The 19,935-nt window shown below is 42.6% G+C and carries 15 protein-coding genes, 1 tRNA gene and 1 pseudogene; 2 read left to right on the top strand and 15 right to left on the bottom strand.

Annotated features, from left to right (window positions below; genetic code table 11):
- Positions 1–47: 47 nt before the first annotated feature.
- The 10 genes from PGR14_RS13505 to PGR14_RS13460 all read right to left on the bottom strand — a co-directional run bounded on the left by PGR14_RS13505 (position 48) and on the right by PGR14_RS13460 (position 15,408).
- Positions 48–5,381: a sugar-binding domain-containing protein gene (locus tag PGR14_RS13505; protein WP_173692439.1), complete on the bottom strand. Its 5,334-nt coding sequence runs from the start codon at positions 5,379–5,381 to the stop codon at positions 48–50.
- 102 nt (positions 5,382–5,483) lie between these two features.
- Complete coding sequence (locus PGR14_RS13500; RefSeq protein WP_008371021.1) at positions 5,484–5,753, bottom strand: hypothetical protein; 270 nt, start codon at positions 5,751–5,753, stop codon at positions 5,484–5,486.
- A gap of 22 nt (positions 5,754–5,775) precedes the next feature.
- Complete coding sequence (locus PGR14_RS13495; protein WP_008371023.1) at positions 5,776–6,846, bottom strand: galactose/methyl galactoside ABC transporter permease MglC; 1,071 nt, start codon at positions 6,844–6,846, stop codon at positions 5,776–5,778.
- Positions 6,847–6,876: 30 nt separating this feature from the next.
- A complete protein-coding gene (locus PGR14_RS13490; RefSeq protein WP_055249308.1) occupies positions 6,877–8,373 on the bottom strand; it encodes a sugar ABC transporter ATP-binding protein in 1,497 nt (498 codons plus the stop codon).
- 137 nt (positions 8,374–8,510) lie between these two features.
- Positions 8,511–9,644 (bottom strand): galactose ABC transporter substrate-binding protein, encoded by a 1,134-nt coding sequence (locus PGR14_RS13485; RefSeq protein ID WP_055155997.1) that lies wholly within the window; start codon positions 9,642–9,644, stop codon positions 8,511–8,513.
- 232 nt (positions 9,645–9,876) lie between these two features.
- Positions 9,877–10,896, bottom strand: coding sequence for a substrate-binding domain-containing protein (locus tag PGR14_RS13480; RefSeq protein ID WP_022220685.1), 1,020 nt, complete (start codon positions 10,894–10,896; stop codon positions 9,877–9,879).
- On the bottom strand, positions 10,883–12,607 hold the full coding sequence (locus PGR14_RS13475; RefSeq protein WP_055155995.1) for a sensor histidine kinase: 1,725 nt from the start codon (positions 12,605–12,607) through the stop codon (positions 10,883–10,885). The genes PGR14_RS13480 and PGR14_RS13475 overlap by 14 nt, the downstream gene beginning before the upstream one ends.
- A complete protein-coding gene (locus PGR14_RS13470) occupies positions 12,594–14,189 on the bottom strand; it encodes a response regulator (protein ID WP_055249304.1) in 1,596 nt (531 codons plus the stop codon). Before PGR14_RS13470 ends, PGR14_RS13475 begins: the two co-directional genes overlap by 14 nt.
- Positions 14,190–14,386: 197 nt before the next feature.
- Entirely contained in the window at positions 14,387–14,875 is a 489-nt protein-coding gene (locus tag PGR14_RS13465) for a QueT transporter family protein (protein WP_008371036.1), read from the bottom strand.
- 462 nt (positions 14,876–15,337) lie between these two features.
- Positions 15,338–15,408, bottom strand: a tRNA-Gly gene (locus PGR14_RS13460).
- Between the two features lie 148 nt (positions 15,409–15,556).
- Here PGR14_RS13460 and pepI point away from each other — a divergent pair.
- Complete coding sequence (gene pepI, locus PGR14_RS13455; protein WP_055247887.1) at positions 15,557–16,438, top strand: proline iminopeptidase; 882 nt, start codon at positions 15,557–15,559, stop codon at positions 16,436–16,438.
- Positions 16,439–16,662: 224 nt separating this feature from the next.
- On the opposite strand, the gene PGR14_RS13450 is transcribed toward pepI, so the two are convergent.
- The 4 genes from PGR14_RS13450 to PGR14_RS13435 form a co-directional block, all read right to left on the bottom strand.
- Positions 16,663–17,244 (bottom strand): xanthine phosphoribosyltransferase, encoded by a 582-nt coding sequence (locus PGR14_RS13450; protein ID WP_022220300.1) that lies wholly within the window; start codon positions 17,242–17,244, stop codon positions 16,663–16,665.
- An 80-nt stretch (positions 17,245–17,324) separates the two neighbouring features.
- Entirely contained in the window at positions 17,325–18,203 is an 879-nt protein-coding gene (locus tag PGR14_RS13445) for an aldose 1-epimerase family protein (RefSeq protein WP_055247885.1), read from the bottom strand.
- 259 nt (positions 18,204–18,462) lie between these two features.
- On the bottom strand, positions 18,463–18,780 hold the full coding sequence (locus PGR14_RS13440) for a hypothetical protein (protein WP_081733101.1): 318 nt from the start codon (positions 18,778–18,780) through the stop codon (positions 18,463–18,465).
- A 123-nt stretch (positions 18,781–18,903) separates the two neighbouring features.
- Positions 18,904–19,119: a helix-turn-helix domain-containing protein gene (locus PGR14_RS13435; protein WP_025656187.1), complete on the bottom strand. Its 216-nt coding sequence runs from the start codon at positions 19,117–19,119 to the stop codon at positions 18,904–18,906.
- 111 nt (positions 19,120–19,230) lie between these two features.
- Between PGR14_RS13435 and PGR14_RS13430 the strand changes: the two genes are divergently transcribed.
- Positions 19,231–19,548 carry a hypothetical protein gene (locus PGR14_RS13430; protein ID WP_118178119.1) on the top strand — a complete coding sequence of 106 codons (318 nt, stop codon included), beginning with the start codon at positions 19,231–19,233 and terminating at the stop codon, positions 19,546–19,548.
- Between the two features lie 158 nt (positions 19,549–19,706).
- Here the strand turns inward: PGR14_RS13430 and PGR14_RS13425 are convergent.
- Positions 19,707–19,935: pseudogene (locus PGR14_RS13425) on the bottom strand (helix-turn-helix domain-containing protein); the annotation flags it as partial.

The raw sequence follows: 19,935 nt of genomic DNA, 5'->3' as shown, positions 1-19,935 counted from the left end.
CGGCAAATTTTACCTTGCCGGGAGTCCTTTAAATGTCTTCTATATTTTTAAAGACGTTTCTTTTTTCTGATTATTAAAACAGTGGCGATTGCCAGAATTGCTGCTGTCATTCCGATTAATGGGAATACCAGATTATTTCTGTCTCCTGTCTGCACTTTTCCTGAATTCTTATTGGAAGAATTGCTGTTGTTATTGTTGTTATTATTTATGATGTTATTTACTGTATTATTACCACCACTGCTTCCGTTATTGGAATTTGATCCGCTTCCACTTCCTGTTCCACCATTGTTCTCACTGCCGGATCCATTTCCTGGTTTTGGATCTTCTGGGTTTGGTTTCTCTGGATTTGGGTTTCCCGGTGTCGGATTCTCCGGATCCGGCTTTTCAGGTCCTGGTTTTTCCGACGATTCTACTCCGATAAACACAACTGCTGATTTTCCGCCATAAGCCACAGTAATTTCTTTTACTTCTTCTGTAAGTGCAGTATCCAGACCTGGTTCAAAACCAAACAGTCCTGCGGTTTCTTCGCTATATACCAGTTCTTCCTCTGAATCATCATCGTATACCAATTTCAGCGAAAGACCGGTCGGATCGAAGGTTTCTCCTGATTTGTAAACAGTCTTTCCGGGCTGACTCTGGATATACACAGCACTTAACTCCGGAGCTTTCTTTACAATTTCAAATGTACGCTCTACAACTCCGCGGTAATTTACAATTCCGGTAACAATTACCTTACCTGTTCCAAAAGCTGTATTATTTTCATAGGACAGTAGATAATCCACTCCGTATCTCAGAGTCTCTTCTGCGCCGTTTACCGTTCTCTTGACTTCTACCTGTGGATATACCGGATTCTGTTCATCTGCTTTCGCAACCTCTGTTTGTTCTGGAACTGACACTGTGATCTGGCTGTCTTCTGCCGAAATATCTACACGCTTGTCCGCCTCACGGACACGAAGCTCTGCAACTGCCATGTGTGCATCATTTTCAGATTTCGCATAGGTATGGATTCCCACCAGTCTCACATATTTTGCTTCTACCGGTTCATCAAATTCTGCTATTTTCCATTCAAGCGTCCTGTCCCAGGTACCGCCTGCAATATCGGTCCATTCATCTTTCTGATTCAGTTTGTACTGTACTTTATACTCACTTACAAATCCATTCATATTGCCACCACGCGGATAATAGCGAAATGCATCCAGAACTGCCGGTTCTTCCAGTTCCAGTCCGATCCAGCGTTTTTCTACATCCTGTGCATCATTTGTACTCCAGTTTGTATGCCAGTGCGTTCCTTCATCTTCATCCAGAACGTACTCTGCCGGTCCTTCTGTTCCACTGCCATTATACTCACTTTCTGCAAATGCAGTGAGCCTTCTAATCGGATAATCTCTGTCACCGGATTCTGGTGTCTCTTCTGTCTCTTCTCCAAGACGGATTTCAAATACATTTCTTGTATTGTGATCCTCTGACTCAACAATGATCTTCTTGATATTGTTGAAAGTCGGAAGAATAGTCACCGACGCATTATCGGCTGCTTTTGCCTCTACCTCTGCAAAAATAGCAGGTGTAGAATAGCTTCCCTGTGCCAGTGCACTTTCCGGTACCGGATTGCCATTTACAATGACTTCTTCCAGCTTCGCTGTCGTATTCGATACGAAGCTTCCCTGTGCCACCTTCAACTCGATCTCAGTAAGTGCAGTACAAGGTTTCCATCCGGTTCCTGTCGATGCACTTGCGTTCGTAAGCTTGAATTTGATAAAAGTCGCTGTCGTCGGTGTGAAATCATACGTATATGGTTTTACCCGTCCACTTTCTTCCCCGATCGTCTCCGTTACTGCAAGCTTGTTCCAGTTGGTTCCATCCTCTGAAACCAGAATCTCTGTTGTTCCTGCATCCGGATAACGCATACTTCCGCTGTCCTTTGCAAAATGCATCACAATCTGTCCAAGTCTCTGCTGGGTTGCATACTCAAATGTGATCTCTGCTTTACTATTACCATTCTGGGAACTCTGCCAGTTGCTCCATGCAGTCGGGTTTGCTCCTCCACTTGTGTTATCACTGATTGTTGTTGATCCGTCCACAATTGCAGAAAGTGTATCTGACTGTTCGCCTTCCGGAATGCTCTGTGTCAGATTCATTACCTTTCCGGACACGCTGCTTCCAACTGTGATCTGCTCTGTCTGTACACGGATTGTTGCACTTACCGGAATTTCATCACCGAGTACATCTGCTGTCCCATTTACCGTAACAGTTCCTTCTTCTGCAAACTGACCAGCCGATATGTCATCCCAGTTTACTCCAAATGAAGCGGTCAGAATGGTTCCGTCTGTAAGAACCGCCGGCCTGGATTCTGGAAGAATCGGTACAGTTCCAACTGGTGTTGAGGTTGAGTAATTCAGAAGTCCTCCAACTTCATCAATAACATTTACATTGACTGTTACCTGATGTCCTTCAATCTGCCCCTGCACATTAAAGTTTCCTGACTGCTGTACCATCTCCTCTCCGATCGCATCCCATGTCACTGCTTTGCTTTCTTTGCTTCCATCAGTATAACGAGTTTCAATCGTTGTCGGAAGTACCGGGATATTTCCAGTCTTGACATAATAGGTCTTTGACATCCAGAAACTGTCGATCTCTTTTTCTTCTGGTGTGCCATCTGATACAGAATAAGTTGTGACGGTTGCTGCTGCACTTTCCAGTCCATCTGCCGTAGCTGTCACAGTAAATGAACCACCAGTTTTCGTAGACTGCACGATTGCCAGAACTTTTCCACTGAATGCTTTTCTGTTATCTGCAAGATAAGAATCGTGATCCGGAGAGCTTCCGTTATCTACACCAACCAGAACTCCATCACCTTCTACGTTAAATGTAACGCGGTTTTCTGCATCCGGAACAATATTTCCATTCTGGTCTGTCACATCAACTGTCACATAAGATAAATCTTTTCCATCCGCAGCAATCTCGGTTCTGTCTGCTGACATCTGCAATTTTGCAGCTTCGCCAGTCGTTGTCACGCTGGAACGTCCGTCTGTATTTTCAATGATATTTCCATCTGCGTCATATGCAACGGCCTCCAGTGTTCCATCCGCATACGGAACCTTCCAGGTAAGATAAAGATTCTTATGCTCGGTTCCGTTCTTATCTTCTCCCTCGTAAATCTGATAGGTATAACCTGCAGCTGTTGTTTTCTGTGTAAATGCTTTCTTTCCAAGAGACTGTCTTTCTCCACCTGCCGGCGTAAAGAACAACTCGACCGATGCTGCATCCGAATATACAACTACCGGAACCTTTCCACTGTTGTCTTTATAGACTACATTTTCATTCCATGCCGGAAGTACATGTAAGGTGTGCACCTGATCATTCCACTGGCTCTGATAGAAGTAATAGCTGTCTTTCGCAAAGCCTGCGGTATCCACGATACCAAAGTAAGAGCTCTTCGGTGCCGGCCAGCTTCCTACTGATCCTGCTCCGGTTCCATTCCAAGGTGTCGGCTCACCGATATAATCAAATCCGGTCCAGACATATTCTCCTGCAAGGTAATCTCTTGTAATCGTTGTATACCATGCATCACTTGCTACACTGCCCCAGCCTACAGCAGAATTATCATAGGATGTAAGCTGCTTGTCGGAAGTCTGGCTTCCACCGTTGATCCGATTATAGATTCCACGGCTGTTGATCGCAGAAGCAGTCTCAGAACCGTACATCAGCCATTCTGGATGCAATTTATGCCAGTTGTCATACTGCCAGCCTGCGCAATAGTTAAATCCAACGGTTCCGCCTGCTGCATTTAATGTATTGCCAATACTTTCTGCTTCACTCCAGTTGGCTTTCAGCTTGTTATCTCCGGTTGTCATCGGTCTTGTTGCATCCAGCTCTTTTACCCAGTTCACCAGTTTCTGGGCAGTTGCCGGATAATTGGAAACGCCACCGCTGATTCCTTCCATAACCTCATTTCCAAGAGACCACATAATGATTGATGGTGCATTGTATCCTCTCTTCACCATTGCTGTCAGGTCAAACTGTGCCCAGGTCATACCGTCCCCTGCACCTAAAATCTGATTGTCCCCGTCGATTTTCTGATTGAACCATTTTGCATAGTCATTACTGTTTCCATTTTTTGCATAAAGCCAGGTATCGAAAGCTTCATCGATCACCAACATCCCCTGCTCATTGCATGCTTGGATCAGCTCATCAGCTGCAGGGTTATGTGTCACTCGAATCGTGTTACACCCCATCTGCTTCAGGATCTCAATCTGTCTTGCAATTGCGCGGGCATTTGCCTTTGCACCAAGTGCTCCCTGATCATGATGCATACATACACCTTTTAGTTTTGTATTCTGTCCGTTCAGCGAAAATCCTGTATTGTTATCAAAATCAAAATACCGGAAACCATATTCTGTATCGTAAACATCTACTGTATTTTCTCCAAGCTTTACTTCTGTTCTTACAGTATAAAGTGTCGGACTGTCCACACTCCAGAGCGCCGGACTTTGTGCCTCAAGTGTTATTTCGATTTCATCACTTTCTCCGGATGCAACAGTTTTAGCTTCGGTTGTCACTGTTCCGATTGCTGCACTTTCATCTGCGCCTTTTGGAAATACCGTGTGCGTCAAGGTTACAGCCTGTTCATCTTCAGAATCATTCACAACCTGTGTGCGGACATCCATATTGACAGTTCCACCCTGTTCTGCTTTCAGGTTCTCAGTCGTAATCTGCGTCCCCTCAAGATCCACATGAACCTTTTCTGTCATGGTCAGATTTACACTTCTGTAAATACCACTTCCGGAATACCATCTGCTTGAAGGCGTCTTGTTCTCCACCTTTACTGCAATTGTATTTTCCTCACCATATTTCACATAGTCTGTTATGTCAAATGAAAATGGTGTATATCCGTATGGATGTGTTCCAAGCTTTTCTCCATTTACCCATACAGATGCATTCATATAAACACCGCTAAAATCAACACGGATCTCTTTTCCTTCCGCAGCTTTATCTATGGTAAAACTTTTCCGGTACCATCCTGTTCCCCCTGGAAGATATCCACTTTCTGCTTCCATAGATTTTGAATAATCCTGTTCAATGCTGTAGTCATGCGGAAGCGAAACCTGGCGCCATTTCGAGTCGTCGAAATTTGCTGTCTGCGCATTTTCCACATCTCCCAGATTGAATTTCCAGTTACTGTCAAAATTGATCGTTCTCTGATCCGTCGATTTCCCGTAATTGCTTACGTAAACCGCTTCCGGATCTGAACTCATCTGTGTCTGTGAATTGGATCTTACTTTCACCTCTTCACCTGCCTCCACAGGCAATGTCATTCCCTGTACCGTGAGCAATGCCGCAAGGCAGGCAGCCCCGGCACGGACATACCTTTTTCTTGTTTTCATCTTTTCCTCCAATGTTTTTATTCCTCTTTATAGACACAAAAAGACAGGGGGGTGCTATTACTCTCCTGTCTTTTTGTTTTGAGGTCTCGTCCTCGTTATGAGCTATTCCTCATTACGATCTTTATCTGTACTCTGATTCTTTTTCATATTTTTGTAGACATTTATAGTTCCAAACCCGATCAGTCCAACACCTACGATCAGAAACAGAATCGTCGCCACGATCATAACAAGCTGTTCATTACCATGACTTGTGGAAATCGCCCTGAACATCTGGTATGCCAGTGTCAGCAGATAAAACCCGGCCATTGCATAAATCGCCAGTCTTGCATTTTTCTTCCATCCGTCATTCTCCGGCATCTTATTCTCGTCCATAACATTTCCCAGCCTTTTCTTTTTATTTTCTTACCAGATATTTTCTCATATCAATTGCACATGCGATCAGAATAATCAGACCTTTGATCACATACTGCATATTCTGACTTACTGCCAGGAACTGCAGTGCAACGAAGATGATTCTCAGAATGAACACCCCTAAAACAACGCCGCTGATCTTACCGGTACCACCTACAAAAGATACACCACCGATTACACAGGCAGCAATCGCATCACACTCGTAGTTCAGACCTGTATTTGCCTGGTTGGAACCGATACGTGCAGATTCAATGAATCCAGTGATACCATACATGCATCCTGCAAGTGTATGTACCAGAATGGTTGTTCTCATAACATTTACACCAGATACATTGGCAGCTTCCGGGTTGGAACCAACTGCGAACATATTCTTTCCAAATGTTGTCTTATTCCACATGAACCACATGAATACAACTACGACACAAGCGTACCATACATAGTTCGGTATCGGAACGCCACGGATCTTTAAGAAACTTCCTGTTACAAAATTCTTAAAGGATTTGTCCAGTCCGGAAAGTGGCTGTCCGTTGTTACCGTTCAGCATAATGTACATCAGAAGAATTCCGTATACAATCAGCTGTGTTGCCAGTGTTACAATGAATGGATGTAAGTGGAATTTCGCTACGAAGAATCCATTTACCCATCCAACAATACCTCCGACTACGATTACGATCAGAATAACCAGTGGTATCGGAAGAACCGGAAGATCCGGGAAAATTTTGGTTGCATAAGTTACTGACTGCAAAAGTGATGCAGAAATACACGCTGTAAGACCTACAACACGTCCGGCTGAAAGGTCTGTACCGGTAAGTACGATCGTTCCTGCAATACCACACGCGATCGGAATGTTCGCTGCAGACAGCGAGATAATGTTAACAATAGATGCCACGCTCAGGAATCTGCTGTTCTGTGTGTAAGTGTAAATAACTGCGATAATGATCAGAAGATAAATCGCATTATTGATAAGTCCTTCTTTCCACGCTTTTACCTTGTCTGCGGAATCCAGTGCTTTGTATTCTGCATAGCGTGATTTTATATTTGCAAATGCTTTCATCTGGGAAGCCTCCTTCTTTTTGTTTGAAAATTACACATACTTTGCTGCGTAAGTCATGATCAGTTCCTGTGTCGCCTCTTCAGCGTTAATCTCTCCGGCAAGTCTTCCACCGGACATAACCATGATACGGTCACAGATTCCGAGAAGCTCCGGCATTTCTGAAGAAACTACGATAACTACTTTGCCGCGGTTCGCAAGATCGATGATGAGCTGATAAATCTCATACTTTGCACCGACATCGATTCCTCTTGTCGGCTCATCCAGAAGCAGTACTTCCGGATCGGTAAGAAGCCATCTTCCAAGGATAACCTTCTGCTGGTTTCCACCGGAAAGTGCACGGATCTTTGTCTCCTGCGACGGTGTCTTTGTCCGCAGCGCATCAATATATTTCTGCGTATCTTCTTTCATGGATTTTTCACTCAGATAAAATCCTTTTTTGTGTCTCTTTAAGCTGGAGATAACGGTATTTTCACGAATGTTCAGGATGCCGAAGATACCGGTTGCTCTTCTCTCTTCTGTCAGAAGTGCAAATCCGTTCTTGATCGAATCCTGTGCATTCTTATTGCTGACTTGTTTTCCGTCAAGTTTTATCGTTCCTGATTTCCTGGTTGCAATTCCAAAAATTGTCTCCAGAGTTTCTGTACGCCCACTTCCGTCAAGTCCGGCAATTCCAAGAATTTCTCCTTTTCTTGCTTTGAAGGAAACATCATTCAGGATCGAATACATTCCGGAAAGGTGTTCCACTTCAAGCGCTACATCGCCCGGTTTATTTGTCTTTGGCGGGAACTGATTGGTAAGCTCACGTCCAACCATCAGGCGGATGATATCATCCATCTCCAGATCATCTGCTTTCTCTGTTGCTACCCAGGTTCCGTCACGCATGATCGTGATTTCATCTGAAATCCGTTTGATCTCTGCCATTTTATGTGAAATGTAAATGATTCCGCATCCTCTCTTTTTCAGCATCTCAATGATATCAAACAGATGCTCTACTTCCTGCTCTGTAAGGGAAGAAGTCGGCTCATCAAATACGATGACTTTTGCATTCACAGATACTGCTTTTGCAATCTCTACCATCTGTCTCTGTGATACCGGCATCGTACTCATGATCCTTTTCGGATCTACATCAATTTTCAATTCTTCAAATACTTTTTTTGTGTCGTCATAGATTTTTTTCTCATTTACCATGACGCCGCCCACTTTCGGGTAACGTCCGAGCCAGAGATTATCCATGACGTTTCTTTTGAGCGCCTGGTTCAGTTCCTGGTGAACCATTGCAACTCCATTTTCAAGAGCTTCTTTCGAATTCTTGAAATTAATCTCTTTTCCCTCCAGCTCAATCTTGCCACTGTCTTTGTCATAAATTCCGAAAAGGCATTTCATCAGTGTTGACTTTCCGGCTCCATTTTCACCCATCAGTGCATGGACAGTGCCTGCTTTAACTGTCAGGGACACATGATCTAATGCTTTTACGCCCGGAAATTCTTTACAGATATCCGTCATCTGCAGTAAAACATCCTGTTTCATAGCTGTCCTCCTGTCTCTCATCTTCTAATCTCGCATACCTTTCGAACCTGCCGCTATGCAGTTCCATCCGGCTGCGTCACAACTTTAGAAAAGGTGGCTGGCCAACCACCTGGCCGCCACCTTTATTTTTTACATTTTTATTTTCCTGAGTATTCCTGGTAAGGAATGAAGATCTTGTTGCTTACTTTTTCGGAAATATTGTAAGAATCTGTTCCATCCATCAGATCTTTTCCACCTGCTGCATTCTTAGCAAGGTCTGCGATACAAGCTGCCATACCATCTGCATCCTGTTTAACAGTTGCTGTCATCTTGCCATCAGCGATCAGCTGTTTTGCTGCGTCTGTAGCATCAACACCAAATACCGGGATCATCTTGCAGTCTTTGCCTGTTCCAAGGTTGTATCCCTTATCATTCAGAGCTGAGACTGCACCCTCTGCCATACCGTCATTGTTGCAGATAACAAGTTCGATCATGTTATTGCTTCCTTCGTTGTACTGGGAAAGGTTGGTTGTCATATAGTTATTAGCTGCTGTTGCACTCCAGTTACCATCCTGGTCAACCTGATATTTGTCACTGTTAGAAGCGTCAAAGTATTCCAGTGCCGGTTTGCCGGCGTCTGTGATGATCTTATCTGCATCTTCTACAGCAAACTGTGTACGATAAATAGCTTCTGCATTTCCGAGCTGTCCCATGAACATTGCGTAAGAGATCTTTCCATCTCCGTTGAGATCCATTTCATCAAAATGTTCTACTACATAGTTACCGATCATTTCGCCCTGCATATGTCCTGCTTCCGGAGCGTCTGTTCCTACAAATGCACACTTGTCATAGCTTCCAAGTACATCGCCTTCTGTCTTGTCATCTTCGATCGCACGGTTAAAGAAAATAACCGGGATTCCTGCTGCTTCTGCTTTTTCAACGATCTGAGAAGAAGCATCTACAGAACCAGATGTAACGATGTTGACGATCAGTGCTGTAGCACCTGTCTGGATCGCTGTATCAATCTGTTCGTTCTGTGTTGTCTGGTTGCTGTTTCCATCATAGTCCTGATATTCAACACCCATCTCGTCAAGTTTTGCATCGAGTGCTGTACGGACAGATGCGATATAAGTATCAGAATAGGTATAGTAGAATACTGCGATATTAGCGTCTGATGATTTCTTATCACTGCTTCCACCATCACTGTCACTCTTACCGGAGCCCCCGCATCCTGCAAGCATTCCAAGTGCCATCACACCTGCGAGCATCGCTGCTACAATTCTTCTTTTCATAATTTCGTTCCTCCTTGTATAACGTTTACTTGATGATACGAGTATAACAAGAAGGGAATAAAACACCCATGTGAAAAACTACGAGGAGTTTGTGAATTTCAACGTTTATATAAATTTTTACTTAATTTCGTCCATAAATGTTTCAAATGCCCAATTCTTTAAAAAGCTGTAGCCCAAATATTTTTCAGACTACAGCTTCTATACTTCCGAGCAGCTACAAACATTCCACCCGTTACTTTTCTTCAAATGAAAACAGCGCCTTCTGGCTCTTATCATCATACATATTTTCTCTTGTCACCAGAATACTGCTGGTTGCCGTCTCTTTCTTTTCCGGCTTCTGACCATTCAGTAGTGTATTGATCTGCTCAATCCCCAGGTATCCCATCGCATATGGGTTCTGGACGATCAGCGCATCTACATTTCCTTTTTCCAGCATTCCAATGGATTTTACGTTACTGTCAAACGCAACAACCTGCGTCCGCTCTCCGGCGCCAAGTGCTTCTACCGCATCCCCGACTCCAAGTGTTGTCCATTCATTAAATGTCACGATCACATTGATCTGCGGATTGTCAAGCAACATCCTCTCGGTGCCCTCTCTTGCGTCGGTGATCGTAGACTTCACATTGATGGACGCCGTAATATTTGCCCGGTCATCATTAAGAACCGTATCCCGGAATCCCTTTTCACGAAGCTGCCCGTTCTCCGTACTCTTATCAAAATTTACGATTCCGATATTTAGATTTTCCGCCGGATTACCAAGCACTTCTTCTCCTGCCATACATCCGGCTTCATAATTGTCTGTACCAATATAGCATTCCACAGCCTCACTGTTTACCGGACTGTCCACAACCACAATTCTGATTCCTGCCTTTGCCGCACGGTCGATTGCTTCCGCATTCTTTTCAAAATCAATGGCAGAGAACAGAAGTGCATCTACCTGTTCCCGGATTGCCCGGTCTATCATTTCATTCTGCGCCTCATAATCTTCCTCACCGTCTCCATCCGGTCCTTCGCACACCAGATCCAGATTATATTCCGCACTTGCCGCACCGGCTCCCGCATATGCAGACTGCCAGAAAGAAGAATCCATGGATTTTGTCAGAAACACTACTTTTTTCTTCTCGATGACGCTATTTGTACTGCCTTCTTTTCCTTCCCCAAGTCCGTCACCCGTCAGGACAAAAAACAGAATTGCAAGTAGGATCACACCTGCATCAATTGCAATAAATGGTTTTCTTCTACTTTTTCTCATATTCTTCCTCCCTGACCTTCGGCATACGGATCGTCACACAGGTTCCTTCATCCAGCTCACTTGTGATATTCAGTCCATAATTGCTTCCAAAATAAATCTTGATCCGGTCATTTACATTCTTGATTCCGATTCCGGTACGGTCTCCCGGCTCTTTGCGCAGAATCTCCCGGCACTGTTCTTCCGTCATACCGATTCCGTTATCCTCCACCTGGAAAATAATATCTTCTCCGTCCTCAAAAATACGAATCCAGATCTCACCCTCATCGATCATCTGCTTTACACCATGATAAATTGCATTCTCGATAATTGGCTGCAAAGTAATTTTGTTACAAAGATACGAAAGACACGACTCTTCCACCTCAAATGAATAGGTAAATTTGTTCTTATACCGATAATTTTCAATCTTCAGATAACTCTTTGCATGTTCCACTTCTTTTTCGATCGGAATCAGCTCATGCCCTTTACTGATACTGATACGGAACAGCCTTGCAAGTGCCGTAACCATCTCTTCTGCATCTTCATTTTTCCCGTCTTCACACATCCATGCAATCGCATCCAGTGTATTATACAGGAAATGTGGATTGATCTGCGCCTGAAGCGCTTTCAGCTCTGTTTTCCGCAGTGTGATTTCTTCCTGTCTGACCTGCTCCATCAGCTTCTGGATCTTCACAACCATGTGTTCAAACGAGTTGGATAAAGTCGTGATCTCTGTAGTTCCCGCCATCGGCTCAAATACAAAATTTTCAGCATTTTTTTCAAACCGGTGCATGTCATCAGCAAGCTGCCTTACCGGTGCTGAGAACAGTTCTGAAAATGCCCATCCGAGAAGAAAGACTGCTCCCATAACCAGACACAGGACGATCAGAAGTCTGGATACCGCACTGCTTACCTTCTCCGTAATCATTTCATCTACATAGCAGACACCTACAATTTTCCAGTCACAGTTCTCCAGATTTTTCACAGTATAGATCGCCTGTTCCTGAATATGTGTCCCTTCTTTTAAATCCATTCCCTTCTCTTCTTTTAACCCGGAATAAATGAGCTGCTGCTGTGGATGATAGATCAGATTGCCTTTTTTGTCCGCAATATAGGCATAGCCGTGCTGCCCGATCCCTACATCATCAACATAATTGGCAATGTCAGAAAAACGGATGTCAATATTTACCTGTATACTGGTTCCGTCTTCTTTCTGAATCTTCTGGTAAACGGTTACAACCCATGGATAATATCCCTCAAACAAAGATTCCACATATGGTTTGGTTATACGCAGCCTGCCATCGTCATCTTCCATTTCGATACTCTGAACAATGCGATAATTCTCTTTCAGCTTCTGCCCCCTGTTCCAGTAACGCAGAAGCTCCCCATCTTCACCACAGATTGTTACCGCTACTACATCGGAACGGATATTTACCAGATTCTGGATATATTCCTCAGAATGATTATTCTCATGACGCATTCTCGCCACGATCCCTTCCAGTATGATCCGCATATCCTGTGTATAATTCTCAACCGTATTCTGTACCTGTTCACAGCTCTGGGAACTGCTTGTCACTGCACTTTGCTCCATTGCATTCCGGTAAATCTGAACAAAAATAAGCGTTGCAGCCACTACCGAAATCAGGACGATTCCCATTACCATTGCAATAAACACACCGGAAATAGATATATTCCATCCCTTGTGCTGATCTGCTTCTTTTTTACGCCTGTTCATGTTCCCTCCTGTATTTGTTCGGTGATACTCCAGTCAGCTTTTTGAAGCAGTGGCTGAAATAATACTGATCCTTATAACCACACAGCTCTGTAATCTCACCGATCTTCATACCGGTACACTGCAGAAGCTCCATTGCCTTTTCAATTCGTTTTTTCGTCAGGATCTCAACCATTGAACTGCCTGTCGTCTTTTTTATCAGACTGCTGAGATAATTCGGCGACACCCCGATCTCTTCACTGATGATCATAACAGACAGATCCTGTTGGGCATAGCGGTCCTGTATGATCTGCACTGCCTGCTCGCAGATCACCTCGCTGCTCTTCTTTCTCTGATCCATAAGCATTTTTTTAGCCTCCATACACAGCCTTTTTATGATCTGAAAATTCTCTGCCATACGTTCCATTTCACGCATCTGCTGCATGGAATATTTTTTCTGAAGAACTTCTACACCACATTCCCCGATTGCCATATAAATAACCTTATATACTGCCGCCCCGATCTCGGTCAAAAGTATCGTACTAAGTACCAGTGTATTCTTGCCTCCATTTCGCAGTTTCTTTTCCAGATCATCCAGATAAATCTCCAGATCCTCTGCCATTCCACCACGTAAAAAATTCTCCATCGTTGCTGTAATTTCCTGTATTTCTCCCTGTTCCAATCCCGATCCGTGCTCTGCATCGGAAATGAAATAGACACTGCTTTTATCCTTTCTGGAATAACTGAGCGCATTCATTGCCTCCAGATAGCTCTCTCTGCATTTTCCAAGAGTATTCACACTCCTGCTTACCCCGACCTGACAGCAATATCCCATAATACGCTCCACACTCTGAACAATTTCTTCTACAATAATATGTAAATACTTACCCATACCTCCCGGAGTCGTCGCGATCAGCGATACCACTCTTCCTTCCAGATGGCAGCTTACATAATGAACATATTTTTTCAAGATCATATCAACTGCATTTACACTGCTATAGCTTGTCTGATCCTTTCCATTTGCATCACGGATTCCGGTTACAAGCACCACGTACTGCATATTATCCGGCTTTGGATTACGGATCAGCTCACATTCCTCTGCCCGCTCAAGAAGTGCCTCTTCGGACACCCGTTCATTCTGAAAGCTGTCGAGCAAAAGCGGAATAAGGAATTGCGTCTTGCGGATGTCCAGCTTCTCTTTTCTTTCTTTTGTAAATTCTTCCACTCGCTGATCCATGGCTTTTTTAATCTTTATCAATTCCGCCTCGATCTCTTTTGCTGAAATCGGCTTCAGCATATAACTTACAATATTATATTGAATTGCCTGCTGCGCATAGGTAAAATCATCAAATCCACTTAAAAATGCGATCTGTACCATCGGGCGAACTTCCCTGACCGCCCGTGCCAGCTCAATCCCCGATAAAAATGGCATCTTGATATCGGTAAGGAGCAGATCTGGTTCCAGCTTTTCAACCAGTTCCAGCGCGTCTGCACCATTTTCAGCTTCCCCGACCACTTCAAAACCAATCTCTTCCCACTTTACCCTGCGAACAAGACTTCTGCGGATTTCCTCCTCATCATCAGCAACAACAACTGTATATTTCATATTTCTCCCTTTTTCACTTACTATCAAACTTTCATCTGGTTACAGTTTCTCTTTTTATATTATAGAAGATTCATATCCACTTTTCCATAAATATATCTCCACTTAAATTTGTAAAATTCTACGATTGTATACACAACAATAGTATAAAAAACGGACAGGCTGAATAGCTTTTCAGTCTGTCCGCTTTTTACATCTTCTTATGCTGTTTTAAAAATTACATTTTTATAACGATTCAATGCAGTATAAAGGACTAATCCAAGCACACCACATCCGACAACTTCTCCGACACCAACTGTCAACATCATAAACGGAATCGGAAGTGCTACTCCATATCCGTAACGAAGTACAAACGGAACGATTACTGTGTTAGCAATAATCGGTGGTAACGGTGCAAGGAAACGGTTTTTGTTACGAAGCTGATAAGTAAAAAATGCTCCGATCAAAGTTGCAATGCTTCCGAAAATGATATCCGGCAGGATTGCTCCTCCGAGAATGTTTCCAACAATACATCCAACAAAAAGTCCAGGAATCGCTGCCGGTGTAAATACCGGAAGGATCGTAAGTGCTTCTGCAATACGTATCTGTACTTCTCCGAATGAAAATGGTGCAAATACATAAGTAAGCACCACGTAGATTGCAGCGATCATCGCTGCCTGAGTCATAAATGCTACATTCTTGTTCTTCATATGAAATTCTCTCCTCTAGTTTTGTTTTACGAGTGGAAGGTCACGAACACTCGATTCATTTTCGCGCAACAATGAGTCTGGCGGCCATGCTTGCATGGACATCTGACGAATGCCGCGGAAGGCATATACTGTAAGTATATGACCTTACGCCGGGAATCGGCGAAACCCTTGTAAGACCTTGTTTTTAGGGGTTTTGTAACGGGTGTTAGTATAGCATGGTGGGAATGAAAAATCAAGATTTGTCCAAAATTTGTCCAAAATTCATTTTAGGTCTCAGAAATAATATGATACAACAGCTTCCTTGTCTGCTGGCAGCAGGACGCAAGGGGTGACCGAAATGTTCACCCTTATAATCGAGCCGACATTTTAACGTACCAGTCAAAAATGACTAAATTTTTCTCTATAAATCAGGAGCCCGGTCACCACTTTGGCGACCGGGCTCCTGATTTAAAACATAACAAAAGCGGGTGATGGGAATCGAACCCACGTATCCAGCTTGGAAGGCTGGTGCTCTACCATTGAACTACACCCGCGTGACTCTTATTATTATATTCATCATTCAACTGTTTGTCAACAATTTTTTTGTTTTTTTTATTTTTATATTTTTCCACTTTTTCTTTCCCTTACTTCATTCTAATGTTATAATGAAGAGACTCAGTATACTGATAGGAGGGATTAAATATGAAAATTACAGAAGGCTACATGCCTTATCTTGGATACAAAACCTACTACCGTATTGCAGGCGAATGCTCCGGCAATAAAAAACCACTCATTCTGCTTCACGGAGGACCTGGTTCTACACATAACTACTTTGAAGTACTTGACCGGCTTGCTGATGAAGGTCGTGCAATTATTTCCTACGACCAGCTCGGCTGCGGTAATTCTTATGTAGAAGGACATTCAGAACTCTGGTGTTCTAAAACATGGATGAATGAACTGATCGAACTCAGAAAATATCTCGGACTTAATGAACTTCATCTTCTCGGACAGTCCTGGGGCGGAATGCTCTCAATCGAATACTTATGCGATCACAAACCAGAAGGGATCAAATCCGTTATTCTTTCCAGCACCCACCCATCTTCCAAATTGTGGGCCCATGAACAACACCGGATGATCAAATTCATGTCCCAGGAAGATCAGGACGCCATTGCCAAAGCTGAAGCAACCGGCAATTTTGACGATCCGGCATATCTCGCAGCCAATGAACGCTTTATGCTTCTTCATGCCGCCGGCGTACCAAAAGACACCGATCCTGAATGCCTGCGCCGTCCAAAAAAAATTGGAACAGACTCTTATATCACCGCGTGGGGACCAAATGAATACACGCCAATCGGAAATCTCAGCAACTATGAGTACCGTGACAAACTGAAAAATATCAAAGAACCGGCACTTATCATCAACGGAACCAACGATCTGTGCACTCCACTGGTTGCAAAGACCATGTATGACAGTATCCCGAATTCACGCTGGGAACTTTTTGATGACTGCCGTCATGCATGCTTCGTTGAAGATACCGACCGCTATTGCAGGCTTTTAAATGAATGGATGGAGCAAAACGACTAAACCTGCTCAGCGTGATTGGATATATTGTTATCTTTGACTCTTCACTTTCCATGTTTTTCTATAGCCGCTCGTGGGCCAGCTAAAACAAATATCACTCTCTTTTTGTATATCAAAAAGTGCAGATCCCTGTGAAAATACAAATCTGCACTTAGTTCATCATATACGCAAAAGACGCATATTCCCGACAAAATTTTTGTTCAGGCATATGCGTCTTTTTGCACTTTTTACTGCTCTCTGAAAGTGATCTCACCCGTCTCACTGTCCATAGCTTCTACAATCGCAAGTGATTCCAGCGGATATCCAAGGTTGCGGATGATTCTTCCGCCGGACTGGAATCCTTTTTCGATCACAATTCCAATTCCCTCTACCGTTGCACCTGCCTCTGTAACCAGCTGAATCAGCCCCTGCAGCGCACATCCATTCGCAAGGAAATCATCAATAATGAGCACATGATCTTCCTCTGAAAGAAATTTCTTTGCTACAATTACCTGGTTCTTGCATTTGTGGGTAAATGATTCGACTTCTGCTACATACATCTCCCCTTCCAGATTGATGCTCTGTGTCTTTTTTGCAAATACAACCGGCACATGAAAATGCTTGGCTACAATACAGGCAATCCCAATACCAGAAGCTTCGATTGTCAGGATCTTGTTGATATTCTTATCTGCAAATCTCTTCTTGAATTCCGCTCCGATCTGGTCAAATAATTCAATATCCATCTGATGATTCAGAAAACTGTCCACCTTAAGAACATTTCCCTCTTTCACGATTCCATCTTTGACAATACGTTCTTCCAAAAAGTTCATCTTACGTTCTCCTCTTCCTTTAATATTCCATGTATTTTTTTCATTGTATCAGTCTGAGCCATGAAACGCAACCCTCTGCGCTATTTTACCAGAATCTTATAATCCTTTTCAAAAATATCGCCCGGTTTCAGTTCATTCCCCCACTCCCTGTTTTCCAGAATATGGTCAAAATCTTCTCTGTCACTTCTTCCATACCATGGCTCAATGCATACGAAAGGTGCGTGTTTTTTTGCCGGAGACCAGATTCCAAAAAGCGGTGCATCAAATTCTACTTCCAGATAAACCTTTCCATCTGCATCCGCAAGACCGATCCTCTGTGCCTGATGATTTTCAATAATAAGTGCATCCTCATCAAATAAATGTTCCTCAAGCTTCAGACATTTTCCGAAAAGATTTAAGATTTTTGTCCGTGGACAAAGTGCACCTTCTTCATTCAGGATGCTGCTCGTGAGCGGTCCTTCTGTATCAAATACCAACTGACAATCCTCCTGCTTTTCTCCTTCTTTCAAAGGACAGTTAAATGCCGGATGCCCTCCGATCGAAAAATACATCTTCTTATCATTTGGATTTTCTACTTTCCACATTACTTCCACCTGACGTCCGGAGAGTCTGTATCCTACTTTCAGAATAAAATGAAATGGATATTTTTCCAAAGTACTTTCTGTATCTTTCAGTACAAACCAAATCTCTTCTTCTGTCTGGCTCTCCAGATCAAATTCCATGTCTCTTGCAAAACCATGCTGTGACAGCGTATATGTTTTTCCTTCGTATACCGACTGCTTCTGCACATAATTTCCTACGATTGGGAAAAGAACCGGTGATGTTCTTCCCCAGAACTTTGGATCTGCCTGCCACAGATATTCCTGCTCTGTCTTATTGTCTTTTAGCGATTTCATTTCTGCACCTGCTGAAATAACAGTCAGTGTAAGTTCTTCATTTTTCAGTTGATATGCTCCCATTTTTATGCCTCCATTCCTTTCTGTATCTACTTTTCTGCCTCTACGCCGGCAAATTGCGTATTTAACAGAATCCCGGTTAAACAAAAAGCAGGAGAAATGCTGTAAATTCAACGTTTCTCCTGCTTTTCAAACACTGCCGCAGACCGGAATCGAACCGTTTTACTTAATCTCAAATACTGGTAGAAAGGGGCTTTGAAGACTTCATCACGGTTGCGGTGTTCAAAAAGTGTTCAAACGTTTGTTGCATACAAACAGGAAGTTATCTTTTTCCTAATGGCAATGCTATTAAATTTCCCAATAATGCAATAACAGCATATCCAACTACATAAACCCATGCACTTGAGTTATAAAATATAAATATAGATGGCGCAAACATTATTGCTACAATCAAAATATACCAGAAGTTAAAACCATTCCTAATCCCATAAAAAACAGAGGTTATTAAACATATTAGAGGAATAATTACTAACATAACAATCATTGCACTTCCTGTGTTTTTTATAAACCAAGGAACGATATAAAAATCTATCAGCAACAGTAGGTAGAAAACCATGTTCTTTTTTAATTTATCCATCATATCATCATCCTTTCAAACACCGATTTGTCTGTTTCATGTTATACACAGTATAATTCCATTTTATAAAATATTCAATTAAAAAGGTATGCGAATATTTTTTATTTCCGCATACCCATTATCACTTTATTCTTTTACATATCGAATTAACTCACCAATTTCACATTCAAAATAGTTGCATAGTTTACAGATTAAATTTGCATCCAGTCTTTGAAATTCATTTCTGCAATATCTATTGAAATTTGACCTCGGTATGTCAAGTTCCTTACAAATCGTATTCTTACTGATACCTTTTTCTTGTAACAGTTCTTCTATCCTTAATTCTAAATGTCCATAGTTCATGTTCTGCACCTCTACATAAAGTATATTTATTAAATCTTTATGTAGTAATTCACTATATAGTGAGGTACTATATAGTCATCCCTGTACAAATAACACGAAAGAGGTATGTACATGAAAAAGAAAATCATAGCACCAATCACAATACTCTGTTTACTGACCATTCTCTACAATTATCTCAGACTGCCGGACTACCATATTACTAACAGCATGTCCTTTAGCAGTGCAGATACCAGAAATACTGAATTGACTGTAATTGTTTACAAATGTTGGGGAATTGATGGAGTAATCAAAGACATTGAAAACGAACATAACAAAATTAACGGTACACCTACCACCTTGGAAATCAACCTCTATTATCCAACTTATTACTTGCACAATAATAGCAAGCCGTTCCGAACTGTAACCATTGAATATAATAAAAAGGAATAGCACTCTATTACTGCTTTTGAAGTAGTATCGGCTATTCCCTCTCCTTATATTCTTTTGTTCGTATTTTCGCAAACTAACGTTCCGCAAGGATGCCCAGTGCGACGGTTCCTAACAGGGCGGCGGGTCGACTGGGCAAGTGGTCGGCTGAGAAGCATTTTCTACTCAACGACATATTTAACGTTTGATTCTCTCCGTCCCTCATATTTCTCCTGTGCCAACAGTTTATCAAGAAATTCTGACACTTCTTCCATGTCTTCACTGTCTATCAAATCCAGTTTTATCAATACATCAAGGTCTGTCTGATTCTTCGGTTGTATTGAGATCGGCTGAGATGTATCCACAACCACTTTCAACTGTTTTGTCTTATTTGCTGTTTCAATATCCGTA

It is taken from the genome of Coprococcus sp. AF99-45, assembly GCF_027663865.1.
Classification (GTDB): Bacteria; Bacillota; Clostridia; order Lachnospirales; family Lachnospiraceae; genus Allocoprococcus; species Allocoprococcus comes.
This window is presented reverse-complemented; position numbering and strand designations above follow the sequence as displayed.

What these genes read in the sequence shown, in the direction of transcription:
- PGR14_RS13475 (WP_055155995.1), bottom strand. Translation starts at nt 12,607, where the DNA reads ATGAACAGGCGTAAAAAAGAAGCAGATCAGCACAAGGGATGGAATATA.
- PGR14_RS13440 (WP_081733101.1), bottom strand. Translation starts at nt 18,780, where the DNA reads ATGATGGATAAATTAAAAAAGAACATGGTTTTCTACCTACTGTTGCTG.
- PGR14_RS13505 (WP_173692439.1), bottom strand. Translation starts at nt 5,381, where the DNA reads ATGAAAACAAGAAAAAGGTATGTCCGTGCCGGGGCTGCCTGCCTTGCG.
- PGR14_RS13490 (WP_055249308.1), bottom strand. Translation starts at nt 8,373, where the DNA reads ATGAAACAGGATGTTTTACTGCAGATGACGGATATCTGTAAAGAATTT.
- PGR14_RS13500 (WP_008371021.1), bottom strand. Translation starts at nt 5,753, where the DNA reads ATGGACGAGAATAAGATGCCGGAGAATGACGGATGGAAGAAAAATGCA.
- PGR14_RS13470 (WP_055249304.1), bottom strand. Translation starts at nt 14,189, where the DNA reads ATGAAATATACAGTTGTTGTTGCTGATGATGAGGAGGAAATCCGCAGA.
- PGR14_RS13485 (WP_055155997.1), bottom strand. Translation starts at nt 9,644, where the DNA reads ATGAAAAGAAGAATTGTAGCAGCGATGCTCGCAGGTGTGATGGCACTT.
- PGR14_RS13450 (WP_022220300.1), bottom strand. Translation starts at nt 17,244, where the DNA reads ATGAACTTTTTGGAAGAACGTATTGTCAAAGATGGAATCGTGAAAGAG.
- PGR14_RS13430 (WP_118178119.1), top strand. Translation starts at nt 19,231, where the DNA reads ATGAAAAAGAAAATCATAGCACCAATCACAATACTCTGTTTACTGACC.
- pepI (WP_055247887.1), top strand. Translation starts at nt 15,557, where the DNA reads ATGAAAATTACAGAAGGCTACATGCCTTATCTTGGATACAAAACCTAC.
- PGR14_RS13480 (WP_022220685.1), bottom strand. Translation starts at nt 10,896, where the DNA reads ATGAGAAAAAGTAGAAGAAAACCATTTATTGCAATTGATGCAGGTGTG.
- PGR14_RS13495 (WP_008371023.1), bottom strand. Translation starts at nt 6,846, where the DNA reads ATGAAAGCATTTGCAAATATAAAATCACGCTATGCAGAATACAAAGCA.
- PGR14_RS13445 (WP_055247885.1), bottom strand. Translation starts at nt 18,203, where the DNA reads ATGGGAGCATATCAACTGAAAAATGAAGAACTTACACTGACTGTTATT.
- PGR14_RS13435 (WP_025656187.1), bottom strand. Translation starts at nt 19,119, where the DNA reads ATGAACTATGGACATTTAGAATTAAGGATAGAAGAACTGTTACAAGAA.
- PGR14_RS13465 (WP_008371036.1), bottom strand. Translation starts at nt 14,875, where the DNA reads ATGAAGAACAAGAATGTAGCATTTATGACTCAGGCAGCGATGATCGCT.